This window comes from Aurantivibrio plasticivorans (assembly GCF_055392955.1).
Map to the genome: position 1 here is coordinate 669,802 of NZ_AP036020.1, position 22,466 is coordinate 692,267.

Annotated in this window: 24 protein-coding genes; 18 read left to right on the top strand and 6 right to left on the bottom strand. The window is 46.2% G+C overall.

Going from position 1 to position 22,466, the window contains the following annotated elements; translation table 11 throughout:
• Positions 1-107: 107 nt before the first annotated feature.
• Entirely contained in the window at positions 108-1,355 is a 1,248-nt protein-coding gene (locus ACZ5NB_RS03045) for an MFS transporter (RefSeq protein WP_460231383.1), read from the top strand.
• 10 nt (positions 1,356-1,365) lie between these two features.
• On the opposite strand, the gene ACZ5NB_RS03050 is transcribed toward ACZ5NB_RS03045, so the two are convergent.
• From ACZ5NB_RS03050 to pspA, 6 genes are all read right to left on the bottom strand, one after another.
• The gene (locus ACZ5NB_RS03050) at positions 1,366-2,007 is read right to left on the bottom strand and encodes a hypothetical protein (RefSeq protein ID WP_460231384.1); all 642 of its coding nucleotides are present in this window, start codon (positions 2,005-2,007) and stop codon (positions 1,366-1,368) included.
• A gap of 30 nt (positions 2,008-2,037) precedes the next feature.
• On the bottom strand, positions 2,038-2,262 hold the full coding sequence (locus ACZ5NB_RS03055) for a hypothetical protein (RefSeq protein ID WP_460231385.1): 225 nt from the start codon (positions 2,260-2,262) through the stop codon (positions 2,038-2,040).
• Positions 2,263-2,300: 38 nt separating this feature from the next.
• Entirely contained in the window at positions 2,301-2,981 is a 681-nt protein-coding gene (locus ACZ5NB_RS03060) for a PspC domain-containing protein (RefSeq protein ID WP_464107827.1), read from the bottom strand.
• Complete coding sequence (gene pspB / locus ACZ5NB_RS03065) at positions 2,971-3,216, bottom strand: envelope stress response membrane protein PspB (RefSeq protein WP_460231387.1); 246 nt, start codon at positions 3,214-3,216, stop codon at positions 2,971-2,973. Before pspB ends, ACZ5NB_RS03060 begins: the two co-directional genes overlap by 11 nt.
• 134 nt (positions 3,217-3,350) lie before the next feature.
• Positions 3,351-3,503 carry a hypothetical protein gene (locus ACZ5NB_RS03070; protein WP_460231388.1) on the bottom strand — a complete coding sequence of 51 codons (153 nt, stop codon included), beginning with the start codon at positions 3,501-3,503 and terminating at the stop codon, positions 3,351-3,353.
• Positions 3,504-3,805: 302 nt separating this feature from the next.
• Positions 3,806-4,468, bottom strand: a complete 663-nt coding sequence (pspA, locus tag ACZ5NB_RS03075) for a phage shock protein PspA (protein ID WP_460231389.1) — start codon at positions 4,466-4,468, stop codon at positions 3,806-3,808.
• A gap of 223 nt (positions 4,469-4,691) precedes the next feature.
• Here pspA and pspF point away from each other — a divergent pair, with 223 nt between their 5' ends.
• From pspF to ACZ5NB_RS03160, 17 genes are all read left to right on the top strand, one after another.
• Complete coding sequence (gene pspF / locus ACZ5NB_RS03080; protein WP_460231390.1) at positions 4,692-5,729, top strand: phage shock protein operon transcriptional activator; 1,038 nt, start codon at positions 4,692-4,694, stop codon at positions 5,727-5,729.
• Positions 5,730-5,819: 90 nt separating this feature from the next.
• Complete coding sequence (locus ACZ5NB_RS03085) at positions 5,820-7,904, top strand: TonB-dependent receptor (RefSeq protein ID WP_460231391.1); 2,085 nt, start codon at positions 5,820-5,822, stop codon at positions 7,902-7,904.
• Positions 7,905-8,027: 123 nt separating this feature from the next.
• Entirely contained in the window at positions 8,028-9,305 is a 1,278-nt protein-coding gene (locus tag ACZ5NB_RS03090; protein WP_460231392.1) for an ATP-binding protein, read from the top strand.
• A gap of 8 nt (positions 9,306-9,313) precedes the next feature.
• A complete protein-coding gene (locus ACZ5NB_RS03095) occupies positions 9,314-9,871 on the top strand; it encodes a response regulator transcription factor (protein WP_460231393.1) in 558 nt (185 codons plus the stop codon).
• Positions 9,872-9,956: 85 nt separating this feature from the next.
• Entirely contained in the window at positions 9,957-10,508 is a 552-nt protein-coding gene (locus ACZ5NB_RS03100) for a Spy/CpxP family protein refolding chaperone (RefSeq protein WP_460231394.1), read from the top strand.
• Between the two features lie 241 nt (positions 10,509-10,749).
• Positions 10,750-12,891, top strand: a complete 2,142-nt coding sequence (locus ACZ5NB_RS03105; RefSeq protein ID WP_460231395.1) for a TonB-dependent receptor plug domain-containing protein — start codon at positions 10,750-10,752, stop codon at positions 12,889-12,891.
• A 24-nt stretch (positions 12,892-12,915) separates the two neighbouring features.
• Positions 12,916-13,137: a hypothetical protein gene (locus ACZ5NB_RS03110; protein WP_460231396.1), complete on the top strand. Its 222-nt coding sequence runs from the start codon at positions 12,916-12,918 to the stop codon at positions 13,135-13,137.
• A gap of 278 nt (positions 13,138-13,415) precedes the next feature.
• Positions 13,416-14,393, top strand: coding sequence for an ABC transporter substrate-binding protein (locus ACZ5NB_RS03115; RefSeq protein WP_460231397.1), 978 nt, complete (start codon positions 13,416-13,418; stop codon positions 14,391-14,393).
• 100 nt (positions 14,394-14,493) lie between these two features.
• Positions 14,494-15,459 (top strand): ABC transporter permease, encoded by a 966-nt coding sequence (locus ACZ5NB_RS03120; RefSeq protein WP_460231398.1) that lies wholly within the window; start codon positions 14,494-14,496, stop codon positions 15,457-15,459.
• A 3-nt stretch (positions 15,460-15,462) separates the two neighbouring features.
• On the top strand, positions 15,463-16,377 hold the full coding sequence (locus tag ACZ5NB_RS03125; RefSeq protein ID WP_460231399.1) for an ABC transporter ATP-binding protein: 915 nt from the start codon (positions 15,463-15,465) through the stop codon (positions 16,375-16,377).
• Between the two features lie 8 nt (positions 16,378-16,385).
• Entirely contained in the window at positions 16,386-17,147 is a 762-nt protein-coding gene (locus ACZ5NB_RS03130; protein WP_460231400.1) for a creatininase family protein, read from the top strand.
• Between the two features lie 40 nt (positions 17,148-17,187).
• Positions 17,188-18,549: a type III glutamate--ammonia ligase gene (gene glnT / locus ACZ5NB_RS03135; RefSeq protein ID WP_460231401.1), complete on the top strand. Its 1,362-nt coding sequence runs from the start codon at positions 17,188-17,190 to the stop codon at positions 18,547-18,549.
• An 87-nt stretch (positions 18,550-18,636) separates the two neighbouring features.
• Positions 18,637-19,662, top strand: coding sequence for a fatty acid desaturase family protein (locus ACZ5NB_RS03140; protein ID WP_460231402.1), 1,026 nt, complete (start codon positions 18,637-18,639; stop codon positions 19,660-19,662).
• A 1-nt stretch (position 19,663) separates the two neighbouring features.
• Positions 19,664-20,521: a sugar phosphate isomerase/epimerase family protein gene (locus ACZ5NB_RS03145; RefSeq protein ID WP_460231403.1), complete on the top strand. Its 858-nt coding sequence runs from the start codon at positions 19,664-19,666 to the stop codon at positions 20,519-20,521.
• Between the two features lie 48 nt (positions 20,522-20,569).
• Positions 20,570-21,052 carry a CopG family ribbon-helix-helix protein gene (locus ACZ5NB_RS03150; protein WP_460231404.1) on the top strand — a complete coding sequence of 161 codons (483 nt, stop codon included), beginning with the start codon at positions 20,570-20,572 and terminating at the stop codon, positions 21,050-21,052.
• Positions 21,053-21,100: 48 nt separating this feature from the next.
• The gene (locus tag ACZ5NB_RS03155) at positions 21,101-21,817 is read left to right on the top strand and encodes an urea amidolyase associated protein UAAP1 (RefSeq protein WP_460231405.1); all 717 of its coding nucleotides are present in this window, start codon (positions 21,101-21,103) and stop codon (positions 21,815-21,817) included.
• A complete protein-coding gene (locus tag ACZ5NB_RS03160; protein WP_460232083.1) occupies positions 21,817-22,455 on the top strand; it encodes an urea amidolyase associated protein UAAP2 in 639 nt (212 codons plus the stop codon). Before ACZ5NB_RS03155 ends, ACZ5NB_RS03160 begins: the two co-directional genes overlap by 1 nt.
• Positions 22,456-22,466: the final 11 nt, after the last annotated feature.

A 22,466-nucleotide genomic window follows, 5' to 3' on the forward strand; every position in this document is an offset into this window, starting at 1 on the left:
TCAGCGTATAATCTCAGGCCAGTTTTGATCCTATACTGGTTATCAAGTCTCTTACCGAGCAGTTGTGCTCGCTTGTTTGTCTTTCAGTAGTTCACTTTAGGAATACCATGAGCGATTCAAAATACTTTTACGGCTGGACAATCGTCATGGTGGCGTTTGTGGTCGACTTTATCGCAGTGGGTTTTTTCTTCTACAGTTACGGCGCTTTTTTCTTACCTATTGCTGAAGAGCTCGGCGGCGGTTCCCGGTTGGGCGTCAATATGGGTATCGTGTTAGTCAATGCGACCGGGGCGATTATTGCTCCGTGGGTAGGCGATGCGTTGGATCGTTTTAACATAAAATACATCATGACCTTGGGGGCGGTGATCAGCTCCATTGGTTTTGCTTGCTTGTCGTTTGCGCAAAGCATGACTCAATTTTATATCGTGTTGGTGTTATTGACTGCAGTGGGCACATCAATCATGGGGCAGCTCGCGACAGCAAAATTGGTAGCCAATTGGTTTGTCGCGAAACGTGGTATGGCATTGGGTATTGCAACCATGGGGGTGTCGTTGTCGGGCGTAGTGATGCCTAATGTGACGACCTGGTTAATTGATCTTTTTGGTTGGCGTGGCAGTTTAGAAATATTCTCGGTGGCAACCATACTCATTGTTGTGCCGGTGGTTTTATTGTTTGTAGTGGGTACTCCGGAGGAGAAAGATCAGGAGCCTGATGGTCGTCGTCGACTTAAGTTAGACAATATTCCGGTGCCTCCAAAACCTACATTTGATATTAAATGGCAAGAGATTGTTAAGCTGAGATCATTCTGGGCGGTCACGTTGACTTTTGGTCTAACGTTTTGTGGTATGGGCGCAACGTTAACTAACATGATCCCGCTGGCCGTTGATATGGGAATCGAAAAGCATGATGCCGCGCAAATCTTAGCTTACGGAGCGCTGGCAGGTGTTTTGGGTAAAGTATTTTTTGGTGTTTTATCGGATAAAGTTAGTATTGGGAACGCAATTCTTTGGGCCATAGGCACCCAATGGATTGGTATCGCGATGATGACCGAGGTCGAACAAGCGTGGACGCTGTCTATTGCGTCAATTATTTTTGGTTTTGGTATGGGCGGTGTGGTGCCGCTTCATGGTTCGGCCGTTGGTGAATTGTTCGGTCGTAGAGGTTTTGGTAAGGTAATGGGCTTGTCTCGTCCCATGATGTTGCCTTTACAGGTGTTAGGATTGCCATTGGCAGGCTGGATGTATGACAACTTTGGGACTTACAATCCTGCGTTTTATTCTTTCCTATTCTTTTTGATAGTGGCTGCAATTATTACTGTCACGATGATACCGAAAGAGCGGATAGATGAGCTTTAGGCTGTTCTTACTATCGAATTTCATTCCTTATTTGTTTCGCAAAACCCCGCAAACTTTCCCTGAGTGAGTATTTGATCTCGGTACTGACTCCGCCAAATAGGGCGATGCCTTGAATGGTTATGTTTGGCCCTTGAGGTTGCGATGTGGAGCCTGAGTGATTGTCGCTTCCGCCAAAAAAAGCGAGCATTCTACTTTTCACCTTAAAGTTGTCGTTAATAAGAAGGCTAACTCCTCCAAACACGCAGATGATATTAATGGTGGTATCGTTGCTGTCGAAGGTGGCTTCTGTAAAATCTAGCTCGGCACCGCCGAACAGGTTAATCATATAAATTGTTTTGGGTGCCTTCCAGTTTCCTGTTCGCGTCGTACCCCAAAAAATGTTAAAAAACGTTTCTTTGCTAGCCCTAGGAGCACTCGCGTAGCGACTACCCATTTCGGCGCGTTTTACTTGGATAAATTGTTCGTCTACTTCTAGCTCTAAGTCTTCGCTAATTTCAATCAGTTGCTGATGCTCGTGTGCCGAAATTGCTTTATCTAATCGCTCTTCAAATGCAAATCGAGATAACCGTCCATGGCCATAGTTCATAATCAATTGGTCGATCGATTCTTCGCGCAGAGTTTCAAGTGGTTTATCGGCATCTGGAATAGGCATGATCACAGTCCTTTGCTATTGAAGCTGAGGTTATCCGTTGAGTTTTTCGATTTCTTCGTGTAATTGATATCCTTTGTCTGTGACGATGGTTTCGAGTGTTTTTACACGATCACGAAGTTCAGCGATTTCTTTTTGTATGTCCGGCGATGCCTCTCTTTTGGCGGCTATTTCTTGCATACGTTGACGATGCTTTAAGTAGCGTCCAAACGCGACCGACGCGACGCTTATAAGGACTATGTACATCACTTCTTCCATTTTTCTTCTGCTCCTATACCTTCAGATCTGCTAATTGTTTACATTCGATTGAATTCATTGTGAAGTTTGAACTTCTTTGATGTGATCGTTGCTTCCAGGCGCTGTAATTGTTTCTCTAGTGTCGCAAAGCGCTCAGTGGTGCGTTGCAAGTCACGCTTATTAAATGGCTGGGCATAGTGTTGATCCCTGTGATTTTGCTGACACTGGCGCCTGTGCCACTCTCGATAGCTGGTGTCTCCACGAGTGCACTGCTTTCTATACGCTAAATAATCTGGGTCGTCCTCCATAAGAATAGCGGCGATAATATAGATGACGAGTGCAAAGAGGCCGAGGAAAATAAAGGTTGCCAACACGAAAACCAGTCTTACGACGAACGGCGAGGTGCCAATATATTCGGCAATGCCAGAGCATACGCCGCTAATTTTTTTATCGCGACGATTTTTATGAAGGCCACGTTTGTAGTCGATGGATTTTACCCGTTTGCCAACTCGGCTAGAGCTGATGTCTTCACCCATTGATCTTAAGTCAGTAGGCTTTTTGCTCATTGTAAAGACTAAAATGATATAAGCGACGATAGTCAGTGGCCAAAATATTGTACCCACAACAAACGCAATGCGAACGAATAGTGGCTCGACGTCGAAATACTTTCCGAGGCCAGAGCAAACGCCGGCAATAACACGGTTGTCTCGGTCGCGTAGAAAAGGGACGTTATTGTTCATGTTCATCTCTCCAGCCGGGTATTTCGCTATCGAGGATTGATTCTAGTGTCGCAACCCGTTGTGATAACTTCTCTGCGAGATCGTCCAGGCGTTGTAGTTCCTCTGCTTCCGCTGTGCCGACCTCCGCTTGTTGGGAGCGATAGCGAATGACTAATACCCGCGCCCAAATGAGACACAGAGGAATGCTGAATACCATAATAACGGCCACGAGGCCGATAATGTTTGAGCCTGTCATTGGTAAATCTGAATCCCTATTACATGGTTGAAGTTTAAAGTGAGTCTTTTAGCGACTAGGTGCGGCGATAAACTTAGTCATTGTTGTCGCTCTACTCGCTATTTTCAAGCGTCTGCTATTGTGAAGCGCTTTTGTTACGCCCCGGTCAGTTGGCTGGCGTTTGCAAAATATCCGGGTGTTGTCGCTATAGCTAAGATCAGCGTGAAGCCAATAGAGATCAAAGCTGAAAACATGACTTGAAAGTAGTATTCAATTTTTGCTTGTCTTAGCGGGTCGAGTAATTTCATGCCTATCTCCTTATTACTGGTGGTGAATGATTACCGGTTGGTTAAGAATTTTTGCACTGAGTCCAAATCCAGGTGGAATGTTGCAAGTTGATCTTCACCTGTACTCCGTTACTGCTTTGTTCTTTACCGTTGCTACATATAGCTTCTTTGCCGTGGCCAAAATGTATGTTTCCGCTAAACCACATGTGTACTAAGCTCGCTGATAGCAGTAATCCAGCAGTCAGCAAAATATATAGATGACTTCGTGACTCCATGTCGCCTCTCCCCTATGGCAAACTATATACTGTCAGCGAACAACACGATTATTCTGGCTTCGTCATTTTGGCTTTCAGCTCTGCAAGTTCTTTATCTATTTTGTCTTGCTTTTCTAGTTCTTCGAATTCGCCTTGTAAGCCTTGGTTGCCGAGATTGTCTGCCTCAATTTGGCTTTCCATCTTTTCAATTTTCTGCTCGAAGTAGTCCATCTTCCCCATCGCGCTGTCGTAGTTTTTGCTATTGAGGTGACGGTTAACACCCACTCGTGATTCTGTTGCGCGAGTGCGCATGGCGATAACTTTTTGTCGCGCTTTCGCGTCATTGAGTTTTTGCTGTAGCTGTTCGATTTCGTCTGTGAGGCGGGTTAGCGTATCGTCGAGCTTGTCTAGGTCTTCTTTGATGACGCTGACCAGATCTACCACAGTGGACTTCTCAATTAGTGCCGCTTTGGCTAGGTCTTCTCGGTCTTTGCTAAGTGCTAGTTCGGCTTTAGTTTGCCAGTCGTCCGCCTGCTTCTGTAGGCGATCATTTCGGCGTAGCAACTCCTTTTTTTCCGCGATGATTTTGGCTGAGTTGGTTCGCACCTCAATCAAGGTTTCTTCCATTTCCTGAATTACCAAGCGGATCATTTTTTCTGGGTTTTCAGCGGAGTCCAGTAATGAATTGATGTTGGCGTTAATGATGTCGCTTATGCGTGAAAAAATTCCCATGTTTCACCTCGTGTATTGAATCCGTGTATAGCGGTTAAGACAGTTGATTTGCATTCTTATATAGCGAAGGCTGTGCCAACTGCATCTCGATTCGTAACTTATTGATTTTATTGTGTTTGTTGGCTTGATTTAATTTTGGTTGAATATGGAGAGTGGTTTAAATAACTATTAATAGGGTAAATACGCTAATATATAGTCAAAATAGCTAGTTAAGGGTGGCTTTATGAACTCAGAATCGACGACACGCATGCTGGGTGAATCCATTGCCTTTTTAGAGGTGCAGGAGCAGGTTTCTCGGCTGGCGCCGCTGAACAAGCCGGTGCTGGTCGTGGGCGAGCGGGGCACGGGGAAGGAGCTGATCGCTTCCCGAATTCATTTTTTATCGGAGCGCTGGGGGCAGCCGTTTCTTAAAATTAACTGTGCGGCGATTAGTGAGTCTCTGCTGGATTCTCAGTTATTTGGTCATGAGGCTGGAGCGTTTAGTGGCGCGACTAAGCAGCATAAAGGCTATTTCGAGCGAGCTGATGGCGGCACCTTGTTTTTAGACGAGTTGGCAACGACGTCAGTCGCCGTGCAGGAGAAGATACTTCGCGTCATAGAGTATGGTGAACTAATTCGCTTGGGTGGAGACAAGCTTGTCGAGGTGGATGTTCGTTTGGTGGCGGCAACCAATGGTGATTTGCCTACCTTGGCTCAGCGAGGGGACTTTCGGGCTGATTTGCTGGATCGTCTAGCGTTTGATGTGATAACCCTTCCGCCGCTGCGGGCGAGAACCGAGGATATTGAGATTCTTGCTGAAGTGTTCGCCATGGGGATGGTGAAGGAGATGCGACGTGATTATTTTCCGGGTTTTTCGGCCGATGCGAAACAGCAACTTCAGGCTTACGCTTGGCCGGGAAACATTCGTGAGCTTAAAAATGTTGTGGAGAGGGCGGTCTACCGCTCTATTGATCCGGATGAGCCCATTGACCACCTCGTTTTTGACCCGTTTGCTTCGCCATTTCGTCCCACGCAAAAAGAGAGTGAACCTACTGGGCAGCCGATGCGCGAAGTTGAAGTGGAGCCAGAGTGTGCAGATGACTTTGAGCGCTTTAAGAGCGCCTCGCAAGACTTTAAGCAGTTTTGGCAGGGTAGGGAGGTAACCATGCTGCAACAAGCCTTGGCGCACTGTCAGTTCAATCAGCGTAGAACCGCTGAGTTTTTGGGTCTGAGTTATCATCAGTTGCGCGGCTACTTGCGTAAATATCAATTGCTGGAGTAGCTGGCTACACCAGAGGTGCGACAATTTGTCGCATCGCTCCAGTCTTACTAACCCTCTACTATGGCGGCCATATAAAAAGAGGTGAATAAAATGGCCAACAATCTATCCCGCCGAAGCTCATTGCTATCTTGTCTGCAACTTTCTATAGCCCCCGCCGCTTTGATGGCTGGTGTATGTGTTGCTGACAGCAACATAGATGAAATTGTCGTGGTGGGTGAATCTCAGCTGGTCGAAAATAGTCTGTCTCTCGAAGGAGATGCGCTAAAAATTGGCAACACGGGTGACATTTTAAAATGGGTGCCCGGGGCGAATATCAATCGCAATGGGCCGCTAACGGCGCTGCCTCAATATCGCGGTGCTAGTGGCGATAGGGTAAATGTGTCGGTTGATGGAATGACTTTATTTCCGGGTGGTCCCAACGCGATGGATGCGCCGATCTCGTCTGTGCCGGGCTCAGACGTCAAAACACTCTCAGTGAGCCGCGGTATTGCGTCGGTCAGTGCTGCGCAAGAAACCTTGGGCGGGCACATGGCGGTGACCAGTCAGCGCGGTCAGTTTTCCGAAGATGCTCAATGGCATCCGCAGGTACGTGTCACCAGCTTGTACAATGGTAACGGCGGCGGTGCGCATTCGAGTGTATTGGCGGCTGTCGCGAATGATCAACAAAAAGCGGGTGTCGCCTATAGCTATCAGGAAGGTGATGATCAAGATTACGTTGATGGCGACGTGCCCAATACATTCTTTCGTCGCAACCGTGTAGCTGCTTTTTACGCTTTGCAAACAGACAATTCCACGTTAAATATCGATGTCACGCAAATTGCAACAGAAGACACGGGTACGGCATCGTTGCCGATGGATATTCTCTATATTGATGCCGATACAGTAAATGTTGATGGCTCTATCGCAGTGGGTGGCATGACATTAAGTGCTGCAATTGGTACGCAAGATATTGAACACGAGATGGATAATTTTAGTCATCGCTTCCTTGTGGACCCTACTCGTTATCGGAATAACTATGCTACCGGTGATCACGATCATGCGAACTTTGCTGTTCATGCCCCGCTTGGGGTTGGCTATATCAATGCCGGCGTAGATTATTCAAAAGCGTTACACAATTCTGACATCAGCAACCCCAACAATGCGATGTTTGCGGTTGCCAATTTCAACAATGTCGAAAAAACGATTGTTGGACTCTATGCAGAGTGGATTTCAAAAAGTGATGCATTGTCATGGGAGCTTGGGGTTCGAAGTAATTCTTGGCAGTCTGATGCGGATGAGGTGAGCGGTCCGATGATGGTCGCCCCGCTGGCAGTACAGTTCAATGCGAGTGAGCGCGACAGAGATGAGCGCAATACCGATGTGGTTGCCAAGTTAGCGTATCACGCATCATCCCATGCCGTGCTGTCTGCGGGTGTTGCACAAAAAACGCGTGCACCTAGTTATCAAGAGTTGTATTTGTGGGCGCCATTGCAAGCCACTGGTGGGTTAGCTGACGGTCGCAATTATGTCGGTAATCTGAATCTGGAGAATGAAACGGCTCGCGAACTAAACGTTGGCATGGATGTAGATCGCGGGACTTTTGCTGTGTCTGCACAACTTTTTTATCGTAGAGTGGATGATTACATTCAAGGCACTTCGCAGATAAATTTGCCCAATGCCATGCAAGTCAACATGATCTCAACGATGATGGGTGGTCAGCCTGCGCTTCAGTTTAACAATGTTGAAGCAACACTATACGGTACCGATATTGGCTACACAGGAAGCTTTGCTGAGCATTGGTACTACCGTGGAAACTTAAGTTATGTGCGTGGCGAGCGTGATGATGTGAGCGATGATTTGTATCGCATTGCGCCGCTCAATCACAGTTTAACCTTAGGAGCACTTCTGGGTAATTGGGATCTCAGTGCCACCTCTGAATTGGTCGCCAAGCAAGACAAAGTCTCTAGTTACAACAATGAACAAGCCTCGGCAGGTTATGGTTTGTTGCATATTGATGCGCGCTGGCAATTTGCCAATCGGCTTCACGTGGTATTAGGTATCGACAATGTATTTGATAAGAAATACGCAGTACACCTGAATGGTTATAATCGTGTCGCCGACGCAGATGTGGCGGTGGGTGAGCGTTTGCCGGGTGCCGGCCGAAACGTTCGTGCCGGAGTGAGCTATCACTTCTAGATATATTCGATGATCAACCGCTAGCGCCTTCTATTTGCATCTCGATTGCATTAAGTTCAATCGAGATGCGCTACAAAATACAGTACACTGTGGCTTGATCGGTCTAATCAGTGTCGCCGCCTCATGAAAACAAACGTTCCCGCCATTGCAGCCCCCCGTCAAAACTTGGCGTTATTATTAATTATTCGTGGTCTTTTGATTTTCGCGTTGCTGATCGGCTTGGCCGTCAGTTATTGGCTCTATGCGATTGAGCTTCCCTATGTACTGCTGATTTGGTTGGTCAGTTCGTTTGTGTTGCTTAATATTGTCATGGCGCTACGCCTACGTCAGCCTTGGCCTGTTACGGCATTGGAATTTTCCGTACAAATAGTCGTCGATATTCTAGCGGTTAGCGTTTTATTTTTTTTCTGTGGCGGTGCGAGCAACCCCTTTATCTCGTACTACTTGGTGCCTGTCACCATCTCGATGGTAACGTTACCTTGGCGTTTTACTTGGGCGCTGGCATTGCTTTCCATTGTTTGCTACAGCGTGTTGCTGATTTATAACATACCGATTCCCGGCCTAGCTCCATCATCTCATGCACATCACGGAGCAAGTTATCTAAATGCTCATGTCGTGGGTATGTGGTTTAATTTTATTTTAAGTGTGATCTTGATCAGTTATTTTGTTGTTCGCATGTCAAATGCCTTAAAGGCACAGCAAGCATTAATTAATCAGCAGCGGGAAGATAATCTTCGAGACGAACAACTACTGGCAGTAGCAACGTTGGCAGCAGGGACGGCTCATGAGTTAGGAACGCCGTTGACGACAATGAAAGTGCTAGTTGATGAAATGGTTCATGATTATAGCGGCGATGGCAACCTTGCTAAGGATATGTCTCTGCTTAAACAGCAAGTTCAAGTTTGTACTAAGACATTGAAAGATCTATCAATACAAGCAGAAGCAAATGAAAGCCGCGGAGATTACCGCGTGAACTTACATCAGTTTGCTGAAAAAGTCATTGAGCGTTGGCAGGTGTTGCGCCCGGATGTGGTAGCAAGTATTAGTTTACAAGACGATAATCAACAAACCGCTGAGTTTTACTCTACGCTTGATCAGGCACTAATTAATTTGCTGAACAACGCAGCAGACGCTTGTCATCATCAGGTCAATATCACAATTACTTGGAATAAGCAGCAGATGCGTTTTGTCATTGAAGATGATGGCGCGGGAATTTCCAGCAATGTTCGTGAACAGTTGGGCCAACCATTTGTTTCGACAAAACGGCGAGGTTTGGGGCTGGGTTTATTCTTGAGTAACGCTACTATCTCCCGTGCTGGCGGTACAATAGAGATAAAAGATCGAGAATCGGGCGGTACAACACTGATCGTTCTGATCCCACTGGTTGAATCGGAAAAATAGGTAAGTAAGTGGAAGATGATACTGATAGCCAAGAATCTATACTCGTGGTCGATGATGATGTGGTGTTGGCGCAAGTGCTTGAAAGAGCGCTGACGCGGCGCGGATATGCGGTAAGCGTCGCGAACGATTATGACTCAGCGCTTGAAAAAGCCAGTGAGGATGCTTATCAAAAAGCGGTTGTAGATTTAAAACTAGCCGAAGCTTCCGGTTTGCAATTAATACCTGCACTACTTGCCAAGCAACCCGGTATGAAATTGGTGATGTTGACGGGCTATTCAAGTATCGCCACGGCAGTTGACGCCATTAAGTTGGGTGCTGTGAATTATCTCAGCAAGCCGGCGGATGTCGAAGAAATTTTAAATGCATTTCAAGATAAGACCGGTGGGGCATCCTCAAGTGCTTCAGCTCAAGAATTTAATCCACCATCTATTGATCGCTTGGAATGGGAGCATATTCAAAGGGTGTTGCAAGAACATGATGGCAATATTTCTGCGACGGCACGCGCATTGGGAATGCATCGACGAACATTGCAGCGCAAGCTGAGTAAACGTCCGGTAAAAAAGTAGCGTTATCGCATGCCGAACAATAACCTGCAAACGACAGTTACCCATTGCAGCGCAGTAAAGGCTGAAACTATTTAGAGGAATATTGATGAAACATTTGTTGATAGTTATGTTTTGCATTGGGTCGGCTTGTTCAAATGCAGATGAAAAGTCTCCCTACGTTTCTGAGCAACAACGTGAAATCAAAGCGTTATCCAGCGAGCAAGTGTCAGGCTATCTTTCTGGTAAGGGAATGGGGTTGGCAAGAGCGGCAGAATTGAACGGATATCCGGGCCCAAAACATGTGTTAGATCTATCTGAAGAGCTGCAGTTAAGTGATGAGCAAAAAAGTCAAACACACAGTTTGTTTGCGGCGATGTCCGCTCAGTCTCAGCCTTTAGGGGCAAGATTGGTTGACTTAGAGCGACAGCTCGATCAATTGTTTGCATCGAAAATGGCGACAGAAACAAAGCTGCATTCGATAATGATTGAGCTAGGTGCCGTGTATGCACAAGTGCGAGAGGTGCATTTAAAAACCCACATAAAGCAAAAGGAATTGCTGACACCTGCGCAAGTGGTTCGTTACAACGAGGCGCGCGGATACTCGCGAGAGCATGTTGAGGGCAATAAACAAGATCATCATCATGATCACAGCCGCTAGGCTCTTAGTTAACCAAAGCTCAGCGCTCAATATAGTTTTATAGATGAAATTCGCGCCAATTTGACGTGTTATTGAACGCTTTGACGCCTAAAACCGAGCCTATTTTACTCTTCCTACGAAAATACCCTATCAAACGCGTCAATCACTTCTACACTTGATAAAGAGAGTGCGCGGGTAGTGCCCGGCTTCTTTGATCGATCTATTAAGTGGTTATTTTGAGTCGTGTTGGAGTGGTGTAGTTATGGAAGGTTGTCGTCGGTCAAGTGTGAGTGTGATGCTGGGATGTTGCTGGCTCCTGCTCGCCCAGCAGCCCGTCGCGCAAGATTTTATCGATGAAGGCGTTGAATTTCTCTATGGCGATGAAGAGGTAGTTAGTATTGCTACCGGGTCCAGCAAACCTCAGCGCCTAGCTCCCTCTGTTACGTCAGTCATCACGGCTGAAGATATTCGCGTTTTGGGCGCCAATTCGCTTGAGGATGTATTGCGCACTGTAACAGGCGTACATGTTTCCGTTCTCGATCGGTATGGGTCTCATATATCGATGAGAGGAATCTATACCGAGGCTGCTCCAGAAACCTTGGTGTTGCTCAACGGTACGCCGTTATCGGAGGTCTATAGCGGTGCGCGAATCATCATGCGCAAATTCCCTATCCGAAATATTAACCGTATCGAAATTATTCGAGGTCCCGGCTCAGCTGTGTATGGTGCTGATGCGTTCGCTGGCGTGATCAATATCATTACCTATGGGAATGACGACCTCGGCGCTTTAGAGGTGGGAGTTTCTGCTGGGTCCTACGACACCTATGGTGGTTGGTTGAAAGCAAAAACCGAAATGGGCGATTGGGCGTTAAGTGTGCAATTAGAAACAGAGCAAAGTAAAGGGGACGAAGGCAGAACAGTAGAGCGCGATACCCAAACCGTTTTAGATGAAATCTTTCTTACCAGTGTATCCCATGCACCTGGTTCAGCTGATACGCATTACGAATACATTAATACTCAGATTCAACTATCTCGGCCACACTGGGAATTTACGCTTAACACCTATTACCAGGATGAAGCAGGGTTAGGTACGGGTATAGCTGACGCGTTAGATCCAACCGGCAATCAGTATTATTTGCAACACCTACTTGATGCGAACTATTCAACGGAAGATCGGTTTGATGATTGGCGGACAGATGTTAGCGTTAATTACCACTATCTAAAGCAGAAAAACCATTACACTATTTTCCCTGCCGGTGCCGTATTGCCTATTGATAGCAATGGCAACTTTAATCCCGTGGCTCCCGCCGGTGTTGTTTTCTTCCCTGATGGTCTCCTCGCGCGCCCTGGAGGCCAAGACGATTACTATTCCATTGACCTGGTTGAACATTTTACTGGCTTCGAAAATCACGATATTCGTTTTGCGGCAGGTTATAAACATCAGAAAACTGCGATCAACGAAAGACTTAATTTTGGTCCAGGTGTCATTGATGGGTCTCAGCCGGTTGTGGACGGCTCCTTAACGGATATAACAGGTACATCTTTTATTTTCTTGGAAGACACTGATCGCCATGCGTACCACGTGTCATTGCAGGATGAATGGGTGATGGCAAGTGACTGGGTGTTGACCGCTGGTTTACGGTACGACGACTATTCTGATTTTGGAAGCACCACCAATCCTCGTTTGGCGCTAGTTTGGGAAACGACTTACAAGTTAACCTCCAAGCTGCTTTATGGCCGTGCTTTTCGCGCCCCAGCATTGAGCGAGTTGTTCGCAAAAAACAATCCGGTATTTTTGGGTAACGAGGACCTCGATCCTGAAACCATCGACACCATTGAGTTGGTTTTTAACTATCGGTATTCCTACGCTCTGAATACACAATTTAGTATCTATCGATATGATATCGACGGGCTCATTAATTTCGTGCCTGACCCGATGAACGTTGGCGAAAAAGTAGCGCAAAATTCCCATGATCAAGATGGCCATGGTGTAGAGATGGAGGCAAGTTGGGCGTTAAATGACGCGCTCACGCTGTCCGGGAATTTCGCCTGGCAAGACACTGAAAATTCTCAGTTAAAGGAACCGGTTGCGGAGGCACCGAAACAGCTTATTTCGATGCGAGTAGACTGGCAGCTATACGACCAATGGCAATTAACGGGTTCGTTACGTCATGTTGCGGATCGAGAACGGGCTTCGTTTGATTCACGGGATGATCTCGATGACTATACCTTGGTCAACATTAACCTTTTTAAAGAGCGCGTTTTTGGTCATTGGGATATGGGGTTGGTGATACATAATGCGTTCGATGAAGAGGCATTGGAGCCAGGTGATCCGTCAATTCCCATAGACCACCCGCTACAAGGACGAAGTATTATATTTTCGTTGGATTATCGCCTCGACTAACGCGGTCGCTCAGGTGGAATTACAATGGATATATCGGCTTCATCGGTATCTTCTACGCTAGCCCCTTTGCCGCCTTCCGCGAAGCACCAAAAGTTGGTGGCTGAAATAGCGTTGCAGTTAATTGAGTCAACAGCACCTGATTTGGCTAGGTCAGCCACACCGCCTCAACAGTATAGCGCTTCAGCGTCTGCCCCTATAGCTCGCTCATCCCAAGCCATCGGCACTGTGATTAATGAGCGTGTCTAACGCTTTATCGTTGTCTCAATTTATTCCCTTTTTTGGTGCGTCATGGCGCCTTTCGCACCCTTTGTATACGTTCTGATCACATCGCGCGAAACCCTTCTTGGTTAAATACCCATAGTTATCAGTAGGTTACTGTATTCAGGGGCGGTGGCACGTAGGTTGCTTTGTCAGTATTACCTAAATGCGTTCCAGTAATACTGGCTTAGAGAGCACCGTAACGCACTGGGGTCACACGACTTTACTAAATCACGTGCCTTCAAGACTTAATCAAGGGGTGAACAATGAAAAGCAGAGCAATGAAACGACTAGCAGGAATCATGACTGGCCTGCTAATGACCGCTGCGGTGCATGCAGCAGAACCACTCAAGATTGGCTACTCCGATTGGCCTGGTTGGGTGGCCTGGGAAATTGCTATTGAAAAAGAGATGTTCAAAGAGGTCGGCGTCGATGTTGAGTTTGAATGGTTTGACTATGTCGCTAGTATGGACGCCTTTGCAGCAGGTCAGCTAGACGCGGTTGCAATGACGAATGGTGATGCGTTAGTGACTGGCGCAACCGGTGCGCAAAGCGTGATGATTTTGGTTAATGACTACAGTAATGGCAATGACATGATTGTGGCTAAACCAGGTATCAAATCTGTAAAAGACTTGAAAGGCAAAAAAGTCGGCGTAGAAATTGGTTTTGTGGGGCACCTGTTGTTATTAAATGCGCTCGAAAAAAATGGCATGACAGAAAAAGATGTCGAGCTAGTTAATGTACCAACCAACGAAACGCCGCAAGTGCTGGCGTCCGGAGATGTCGATGCCATTGTTGCCTGGCAACCTAATTCGGGCCAGGCCTTGAACCTAGTGCCAGGCTCTACTCGAATATACTCCAGTGCAGATGAACCAGGCCTTATTTATGATGTGCTTGCGGTGTCGCCGTCGAGTCTTGCCGCGAGAAAAAGTGACTGGGGTAAAGTACTTAAAGCATGGTACATGGCTGTCAGTTATTTAAATGACCCAGCAACGCGCGAAGAAGCGATCTCTATTATGGCTGCACGCGTCGGTTTGCCGCCTGAAGAATACAAAGGTTTTATTGACGGCACCAAAATATTGACTCTCGACGAGGCGAAAGCGTTCTTGGGTAAAGGAGATGGTTTTGGTTCGTTGTATGGTTCTTCAAAAATCTCTGATGATTTTAATCTCGCGAACGACGTGTATAAAGAAGCACAGTCGATCGACAGCTACATTGACACAAGCCTAATGGAGTCAATGTAACCTATCGAAAAGTGCGCAGTAGTTTGCATACATGGCTATTGCGTGCTTTACGGAAACATTGTCTATCGACTTTGATATCACTGACCGTTAAGAGATTGCTATGTCTTCTGCAAGCCTTTTGGCCGTGCGCAAAAAACTTCCGCCGCGGCCGCGTCGCTGGGTAACGCTCCTGAGTTTCGCTTTACCGATTATTATCTGGTGTGTGGTCAGCTATGTGCCCTTTATATGGCACCCGATGATACAGATAGAAAATAAAGGTGGCGTATCGTATTTTCAAGAAGGGATGCTGGTTGAGCGTGAATTATTTGAAACCGAGAAGCAAACGGCAATAGCAGAAGGCCTAGCGCTTCCTGAAGGAGCTCGGGCAAACCCTATTTATCTCCCTGCCCCTCATGAGGTGGTGCGTGCATTTTACACCTCGTTTACTACAGAGCCGCAACGACGAAGCGAAAAATGGCTGCATGAAAGTTTGTGGAGCAGTATCCAAGTCATTTTTTGGGGGTTTTTTCTTTCTTCATTGTTTGGAGTGCCGCTTGGCATTTTAGGTGGTACGTACGATTTTTTTTCACGCCTTTTCGAACCATTCATTGAGTTTTTTAGGTACCTACCTGCGCCGGCATTTGGTGCGTTAGCGGTGGCGATTTTGGGGATATATCAAGCACCTAAAATAGCTATTATTTTTATTGGTACATTTTTTCAGCAAGTGTTAGTGATTGCGAATACGACGAGAAAGTTAGACGCTTCTTTGTTAGAGGCTGCTCAAACCTTAGGTGCAAAAAACAAATCACTATTGTTTAAAGTCGTCGTGCCGGGTGTGCTTCCCGACTTATATCGTGATATGAGAATTTTATTGGGGTGGGCCTGGACGTACTTAATTGTTGCAGAACTCATTGGTACAAGCTCAGGTATTACTTGGTTTATAACTCAGCAAGCGCGTTACAAGAACTTCGAAAACGTCTTTGCCGCAATTATGATGATTGGCATTATTGGCTTGGCGATCGATATGTTGCTAGCGGCCATTGGTGCCCGCTTGTTCCCGTGGCAGAAAAAAGAAGCTGAGGTATAGCATATGGATGATATTAAAAAGCCTAGCTACTTAGATCAATCGGATAGCGTGAAAGACCGTTTTGATCGTTTAAAGGATCGCCCGGTGACACTCGAAGTAAAAAATCTATACAAGCATTTTGAAACTCCGAAGGGCCAGGTAACCGCACTAAAAAATATTAACTTTAAGGCGCACCGCAGAGAATTTGTCTGCGTGATCGGGCCGTCAGGGTGTGGCAAGTCAACGTTGATTCGTATTCTGGCAGGCTTAGAGAGCGCTAGTAGCGGGTCAATGTTACTCAATGGGAACGAGGTAACCGGTCCTGGGCCTGACCGTGGTATGGTTTTTCAAGGGTATACGTTATTCCCGTGGTTATCGGTAAAACGCAATGTAATGTTTGGACTTATGGAGTCCGGTATCGGCAAGGTGGCGGCGGAAGAGCAAGCGTTTCAGTGGATAGATCTCGTTGGGCTATCAAATTTTGCAGATAGTTATCCCCATCAGTTGTCAGGTGGAATGAAGCAGCGTGTGGCTATTGCCCGAGCGCTGGCAAATCAACCCAAGATACTGTTGATGGATGAGCCGTTTGGTGCATTGGACCCTCAAACACGTGGAAAAATGCAATCCCACCTAATGGAAATCTGGCGCAACATCGATATTACCGTTGTGTTTATTACCCATGATCTCGATGAAGCGATCTATTTAGCGGATCGCATATTAGTGCTAAAGGCACATCCCGGCGAGGTCGAGGAATTAATTGAAGTACCGGTCCCTCAGCCGCGAGACCCTTCCCAATTGTTGAGTGAAGAGTTTATGGCGACTAAGCGACGGTTAGAAGAACTCATCCATCCGCCGGAAGAGGCTGATGATGTATCCGAAGATAAGTTAAACATGGTTCGGATGGTTCACGTCAGTGACGACGTGCCAAGTGTGTTGTGAGAACAAGTATGAACAGCTGGTACTACATGACCTGGGAAGAAATTCTCACATTGCGTGAAAGTGGCGTAGACGCGGCCATGCTTCCAGTCGGTGCAACAGAGCAACACGGCCCTCAACTGGGTTGTGGTGTGGATGCGAGTATAGCTGAGCGCGTGTGTCGCGCAGTCGCTCAACAGGTCGATGTGGCACTGTTGCCCACTCAAGCATACGGTTGTTCTATCGGTCATTCTCAGCGGTGGCCAGGTACCATTGCCCTTCAGCCAAAGACGCTGATTGATGTAATAAAAGACATTGGTGATTGGGTGTATCGCTCGGGGTTTAAGCGTTTATTCATTATCAATGCGCATGTGACAAACTTTGCTCCATTACGTTGTGCGCTAGAAATGTTGCGCGCGGAGCATGATGACATGATGGTTGCATTAATAAATACCCCAGAAATTAGTGAACGAGTAAAACAAGCGCACTTTTGCGATGCGGAAGACTGGCATGCGAACGACGCGGAAACCTCGCTGATGCTGGCAATCGACGACAAAATGGTGCGAGCAGATAAATGCGCGGATAGCGACGATGAAGACCGTACTGTTAATTCAATATTTTCTCATCCTGTAAATCGTACGAGTAAGAATGGCGTGACAGGAACGCCAAGCCTGGCGACCCAATCAAAAGGAGAAGAATTGTTTGCATGGATGGTCGAGGATTTGTGTGTATTAGTGGAAAAAGGAAAGCAAGAGGAGCCGCCACTCAATCATTCCTATTTTGAGCGCTTGTAATCGTATATCGCATTGCTTGTGAAAAATTGTTGAGGTTGCAATGAAAACAGATGCTGAAATTAAACAGATCCAAGAAGAGCTAATCGCAAAGGGCGTGAAATACTGCCTTGGAGCCTATGTCGATATTCACGGTGTTCAAAAAGGTAAAGTAGTCCCGATATCGCACTTGGAACACATGGCTCATGGCTCTGAGCTATATACAGGCTATGCATTAGATGGGTTAGGTCAAGCGCCTAATGATGATGAAATCGCTTCCGTGCCAGATCTTGATCATATTATTCAATTGCCGTGGCAGCCAGAAATCGCCTGGATGCCAGCGGACAATACTTTCAAAGGTGAGCCTTACCCGCTCAACACGCGGGTTGCCTTGAAGAAGGTATTGGCCCAAGCCGCAGAAATGGGTTTTGGGATGAACCTAGGCATCGAGGCAGAAGTTTTTGTACTGAAAAAAAATGACGATGGCAGCCTCGCCGTGCCCAATGAAGAAGATAAGTTGACTAAACCATGCTATGACGCACGAGGTTTTCTTCATCAATTCACCTGGCTAGACCGAATGGCGAGCTGCATCAATGAGTTAGGTTGGGATTTATATTCATTTGATCACGAAGATGCCAATGGCCAATTTGAATTCGATTTTATGTACGCCGATGCGCTAACAAGTTGCGATCGATTTACGTTTTTAAAGTTGATGGCGAAAGAGTTTGCTCGCGACGAAGGGCTGGTCGCTACCTTTATGCCAAAACCCTTCGCTAGCAAAACAGGTAATGGAGCGCATTTTAATATGTCGCTCTACGACATTAATACCGGAGAAAACCTATTTAAATGTGGTCCCAAAGATGATCCGAATGGTTTGGGGCTGACAAAGTTGGGTTACCAGTTTATTGGCGGCATTATCAAGCACGGTCGCGCGTTGTGTGCGGCATTTGCGCCGACAGTAAACAGCTATAAGCGTTTGGTTCGACAAGGTGACATGCCTTACTTTACGTGGGCTCCAGTGTTTAACTCATTTGGTTCGAATAACCGCACCAACTCTATTCGCGTGCCGATGAATGGAGGGCGTTGTGAATCTCGTAACGCTGATGGTGCGGTGAATCCCTATTTGGCAGCAACCTTGGCATTAGCAGCGGGGCTAGAAGGTATTCGAGAAGGCATCGATCCCGGTATACCGCAAGAAGACAACCTGTATGATTTAACAGAGGCTGAGCGCAGAGATAGGGGTATAGAATTTTTGCCGCGTACTTTGGAAGAGGCGGTTCGGGCGTTTGACGAGGATCCTCTAACGGAACGTGTACTTGGTAAAGAATTGAAATCAGAATTTATTAAGTATAAAAGTGACGAATGGAACGAGTACCATCGCACCATATCTCAGTGGGAGCTAGAGCGATATAGTCATTTATTCTAGGGCTTTTGAGCCTTTGAGATTAACCCCTTATGTAGGACGACCTATGTAAGGCGAATCACAAGCAGGACGACCTGGCTGGGAATCAAGGTGCTTAACCATCTAAATTCAGGCTTTTTACGTAAGCTATACCGATACGACGACGCAGTGTTGCCTAATACGGTATTAATTGTGTACGTCGTCATAGGTTTAATGTCGTTAGTCGTCTTCTACGCCGATGTACAATCGGCTCTAGGGGCGTATTGGGCTGTCTTGCTCTCAGCACTATATTGTGCGCACCTAATGATAATAATGGCGTACTTTGCTCATGAGTGTATGCACAATATTATTTTTAGGCGAGTAGAAACCAATGAAAAAATGGGTGCCTTTATCTGCTGGCTATTAGGTGCTGGATATCATCCTTATCAACACTTGAAAAACAAGCATTTTCGGCATCATGCCGAGCGCTGTGATGTTGTCACACTGGATTATCGTCAGTTTTTGCAGCGTCATGACATGTTGCGAAAGGTTGTCACACTGGGTCAGCGTTACCACTTGCCCGCAGCGGAAGTTTTGACGCATATATTGGCATTATTCAGTCCATGGATTGTCGACGAGCATGTGCAATGGCGGAAGCGATTTCTATTAGTGTTTGCTTCTCGCGTTGCATTTTTTGCGCTGGTCGCCAGTATCAATATTCAATTGCTGGTTATCTATTGGCTAGCCTACCTCTTGTGTATCACTGTCCTTGGCTTTATGGATGCTTATCAGCACACGTATGAGATTCGTTTGACTCTTGACCAACCTCGAAGCAAGCCGCAATTTGATAGGGCTTATGAAGAGCAACATACCTATTCAAACCTCCTCAGTCGAAAATATCCTGTTCTCAATCTATTCGTGCTGAATTTTTGTTACCACAATGTTCATCACGTTAAATCCGGTGAGCCTTGGTATAGGTTGCCGGCTATGCATCGCGATCGCTATGGTGTGAATTGTCCCCAAGAAATTACCTTTCACGATCAGTTGCAGTGTTACCACCAATATCGTGAACAAAGAATTACTGACAATGATTCTTTAGATGAAAAACAGCAACAAACAATCGGTGCAGCCGGCGTGTCGTTCTTGGTGGGGGTGTAAAGTGGAATTGGAATGCTACAAAACACTTTGGGGGTGTACCTCTTCAGCGGCGGAGAGCACCTTTGTTGCAAAATCCCAGGGCTATGATGGTGTTGAAGCCTCGATCCCGCACAACGTTGAAGAAATCGAAAAGTTTACATCGTCACTGAAGCACCATGGTCTGAAATATATTGCGGAAATAGCCACTACGGGTAGTTATGTTCCCGATCGGCGCTGCAATGTTGAAGCGCACCTAAATGATTTAAAGAAAAATCTTGATAGTCTATCAGACTTAAAGCCCGAATTTGTTACGTGTTTAGGCGGGTGCGATGCGTGGTCACTTGAGCAGTCTGTCGAATTCTTTACGCGAGCAATGTCGATTGCGGCAGAGAATCACTTAGCTATTAGTTTCGAAACGCATCGCGGCCGTAGTTTGTTTAGCCCGTGGGCGACGGCGGCTATCGTCAAAGAGATACCCGAAATAAAACTCACTTTCGATATCAGTCATTGGTGGGTGGTTTGCGAAGGTTTGCAGAGTACCGAGGAATCATTAATTGCTAGCTTAGCCGACAACGCATATCACATTCATGCGCGAGTTGGATACGATCAAGGACCACAGGTACCTGATCCTGAAAAAGGCGAGTATCGAACCATGTTGCGTTCGCACCTCAATACATGGCGAGTATTGTGGGCGGGTATTCAGAAAACTCGTTCCATAACCAGCGTGACACCAGAGTTCGGGCCGGATGGTTATGAATATCGTAGTATTGATGGCGCAAAATCGCTAGTGGATTTAGACAAGATAAATCAATTCATGGCGACGGTGGTTCGCGATGAATTTAGGCAGTGGAGCAGTGAAAATTCGGGCATGGCGCGGTAGAGGTTTGCGAATTTTTACGACGTTTAGTTCAATATGTGGCCTGAAATAATGGAATCTGTTAAAGAAAAAATTAGCCGAATCAGCGTGTCTTTACCTGAGGCTTTGTTACGGGACTTGGATAAAATGGTAGCCGATAGGAGTTGCGATAGTCGTTCGCAACTCATTGTTGACATGATTCATCAACAACTCAGTCAGCATCAACAGGATGAGGGCAACAACGTTATGGCGGGTACAATCAATATAGTGTTTGATCACTCTGTCCCAAACTTACAAAAACAGCTTGCAGAAATACACTACAAATACATAGATGAAGTCATCAGTAGTCTAAATGTTAATCTGACAGAATCGCGCACGATGTCTGTAGTATTGGTGCAAGGGCCTGGAGGGAAGCTAAAGGATATCGCCAATCAAATGACCTCTCTGCGAGGGGTTATCACGGGTAGGCTTTTGCTAAGCACAGCGATTATTCCTCAGGTTCATCCGTTGCCTCCGATTGGGGAGCCTGGGGAGAGAAAAACTGGAACATCTTGAGCGAAACGAAAGGTGTATTTAACGTAGAACTTGAACAAAGTGAAAATAATGGAAACATATAAAACGACAATAGCCGGTGGGTCACATTGGTCGCTTGTGATTAGGCGGGGAGTACAGATGACTCTTCGAGACCTTCAAGGTGGCGCAAATGTCGGCATGCTCTTCTTCAATCCTACAATGCTAACTGAAAAGTATAATGCCCCCGATACATTAAAGTGTCAGCATACGTTCAAATTGAGCAAGGGGAATTGTTTATATTCCGATATGGGGCGTATATTTTGCTCGGTGGTAGACGATTCATTTGGGTGGCATGAGTCAGTGTGTGGTAATAGTCATGCAACATTGGTTGAGGAGCGTTGGGGCAAGCGAGACTATCAAAAAGACAGTAATGCGTGGCACCAAAACGGTTACGATGCGTTTTTAGTCGAGTTAACCAAATATAATTTGTCGGCCAGAGATATGGCATCCAATATCAATTGGTTTAGCTGTGTAAGAGCAGATGACAAAGGTAATTTGATATTAGCTAACCAAAGTAAGGCCGGTGACGAGGTGGTGTTGCGATTTGAAATGGATACGCTGGTCTTATTGCATACTTGCCCTCATCCACTGAATATTTCAACAGCTTACCCAGAGAAGCCCGTTGACATACTGTTAGAAAAAGCCGCGCCGATAGAAAATGATGATTTTTGTAAAAACTTCAGACCAGAAAATCAACGTGGCTTTGAGAACAACGCATTGTATCATTTCGGAATGGAGTCTCAGTGATGTTAGTTGAAAGCCAATTGAAAACAGAAGACGCGAGTTTTAGGCAAATCGTCGATGCTGGCGACTACTTTATTAAAACTATAAATTCCGGTGATGTGATTCGAATTCTCGATATTGAGGGGAATCAGGCTGCAGATACATTATTTTTCAGAGCTGATAATCCTGCTGAGCGTTATAGTGCAATGGATACCATACGTATGCAGGGGAATATTTATTTAACAACCGGTTCAATTTTAAGAACGAATTTAGAAAATCCATTGCTGGAGATAGTCGCTGATACCTGCGGTCGGCACGATACCCTTGGTGGTGCATGCGCTACTGAGAGCAATACGGTTCGCTACGATCTTGAAAAGCGCTGTATGCACGCTTGCCGTGATAGCTGGATGTTGGCGATAGCCGAGCATGAAGAATATGGGCTAAGTAAAACAGATATCGCGCACAACATAAATTTTTTTATGAATGTGCCAGTAACGGCTGAGGGCGGGCTTACTTTTGAAGATGGAATTTCTGCGCCTGGAAAGTACGTCGAGCTAAAAGCACTCATGGATACCATTGTGCTTATTTCCAATTGCCCGCAGCTGAATAACCCATGCAATGGCTATAATCCAACACCTATAGAAGTATTGGTTTGGTCATAAACGTTGGCGTA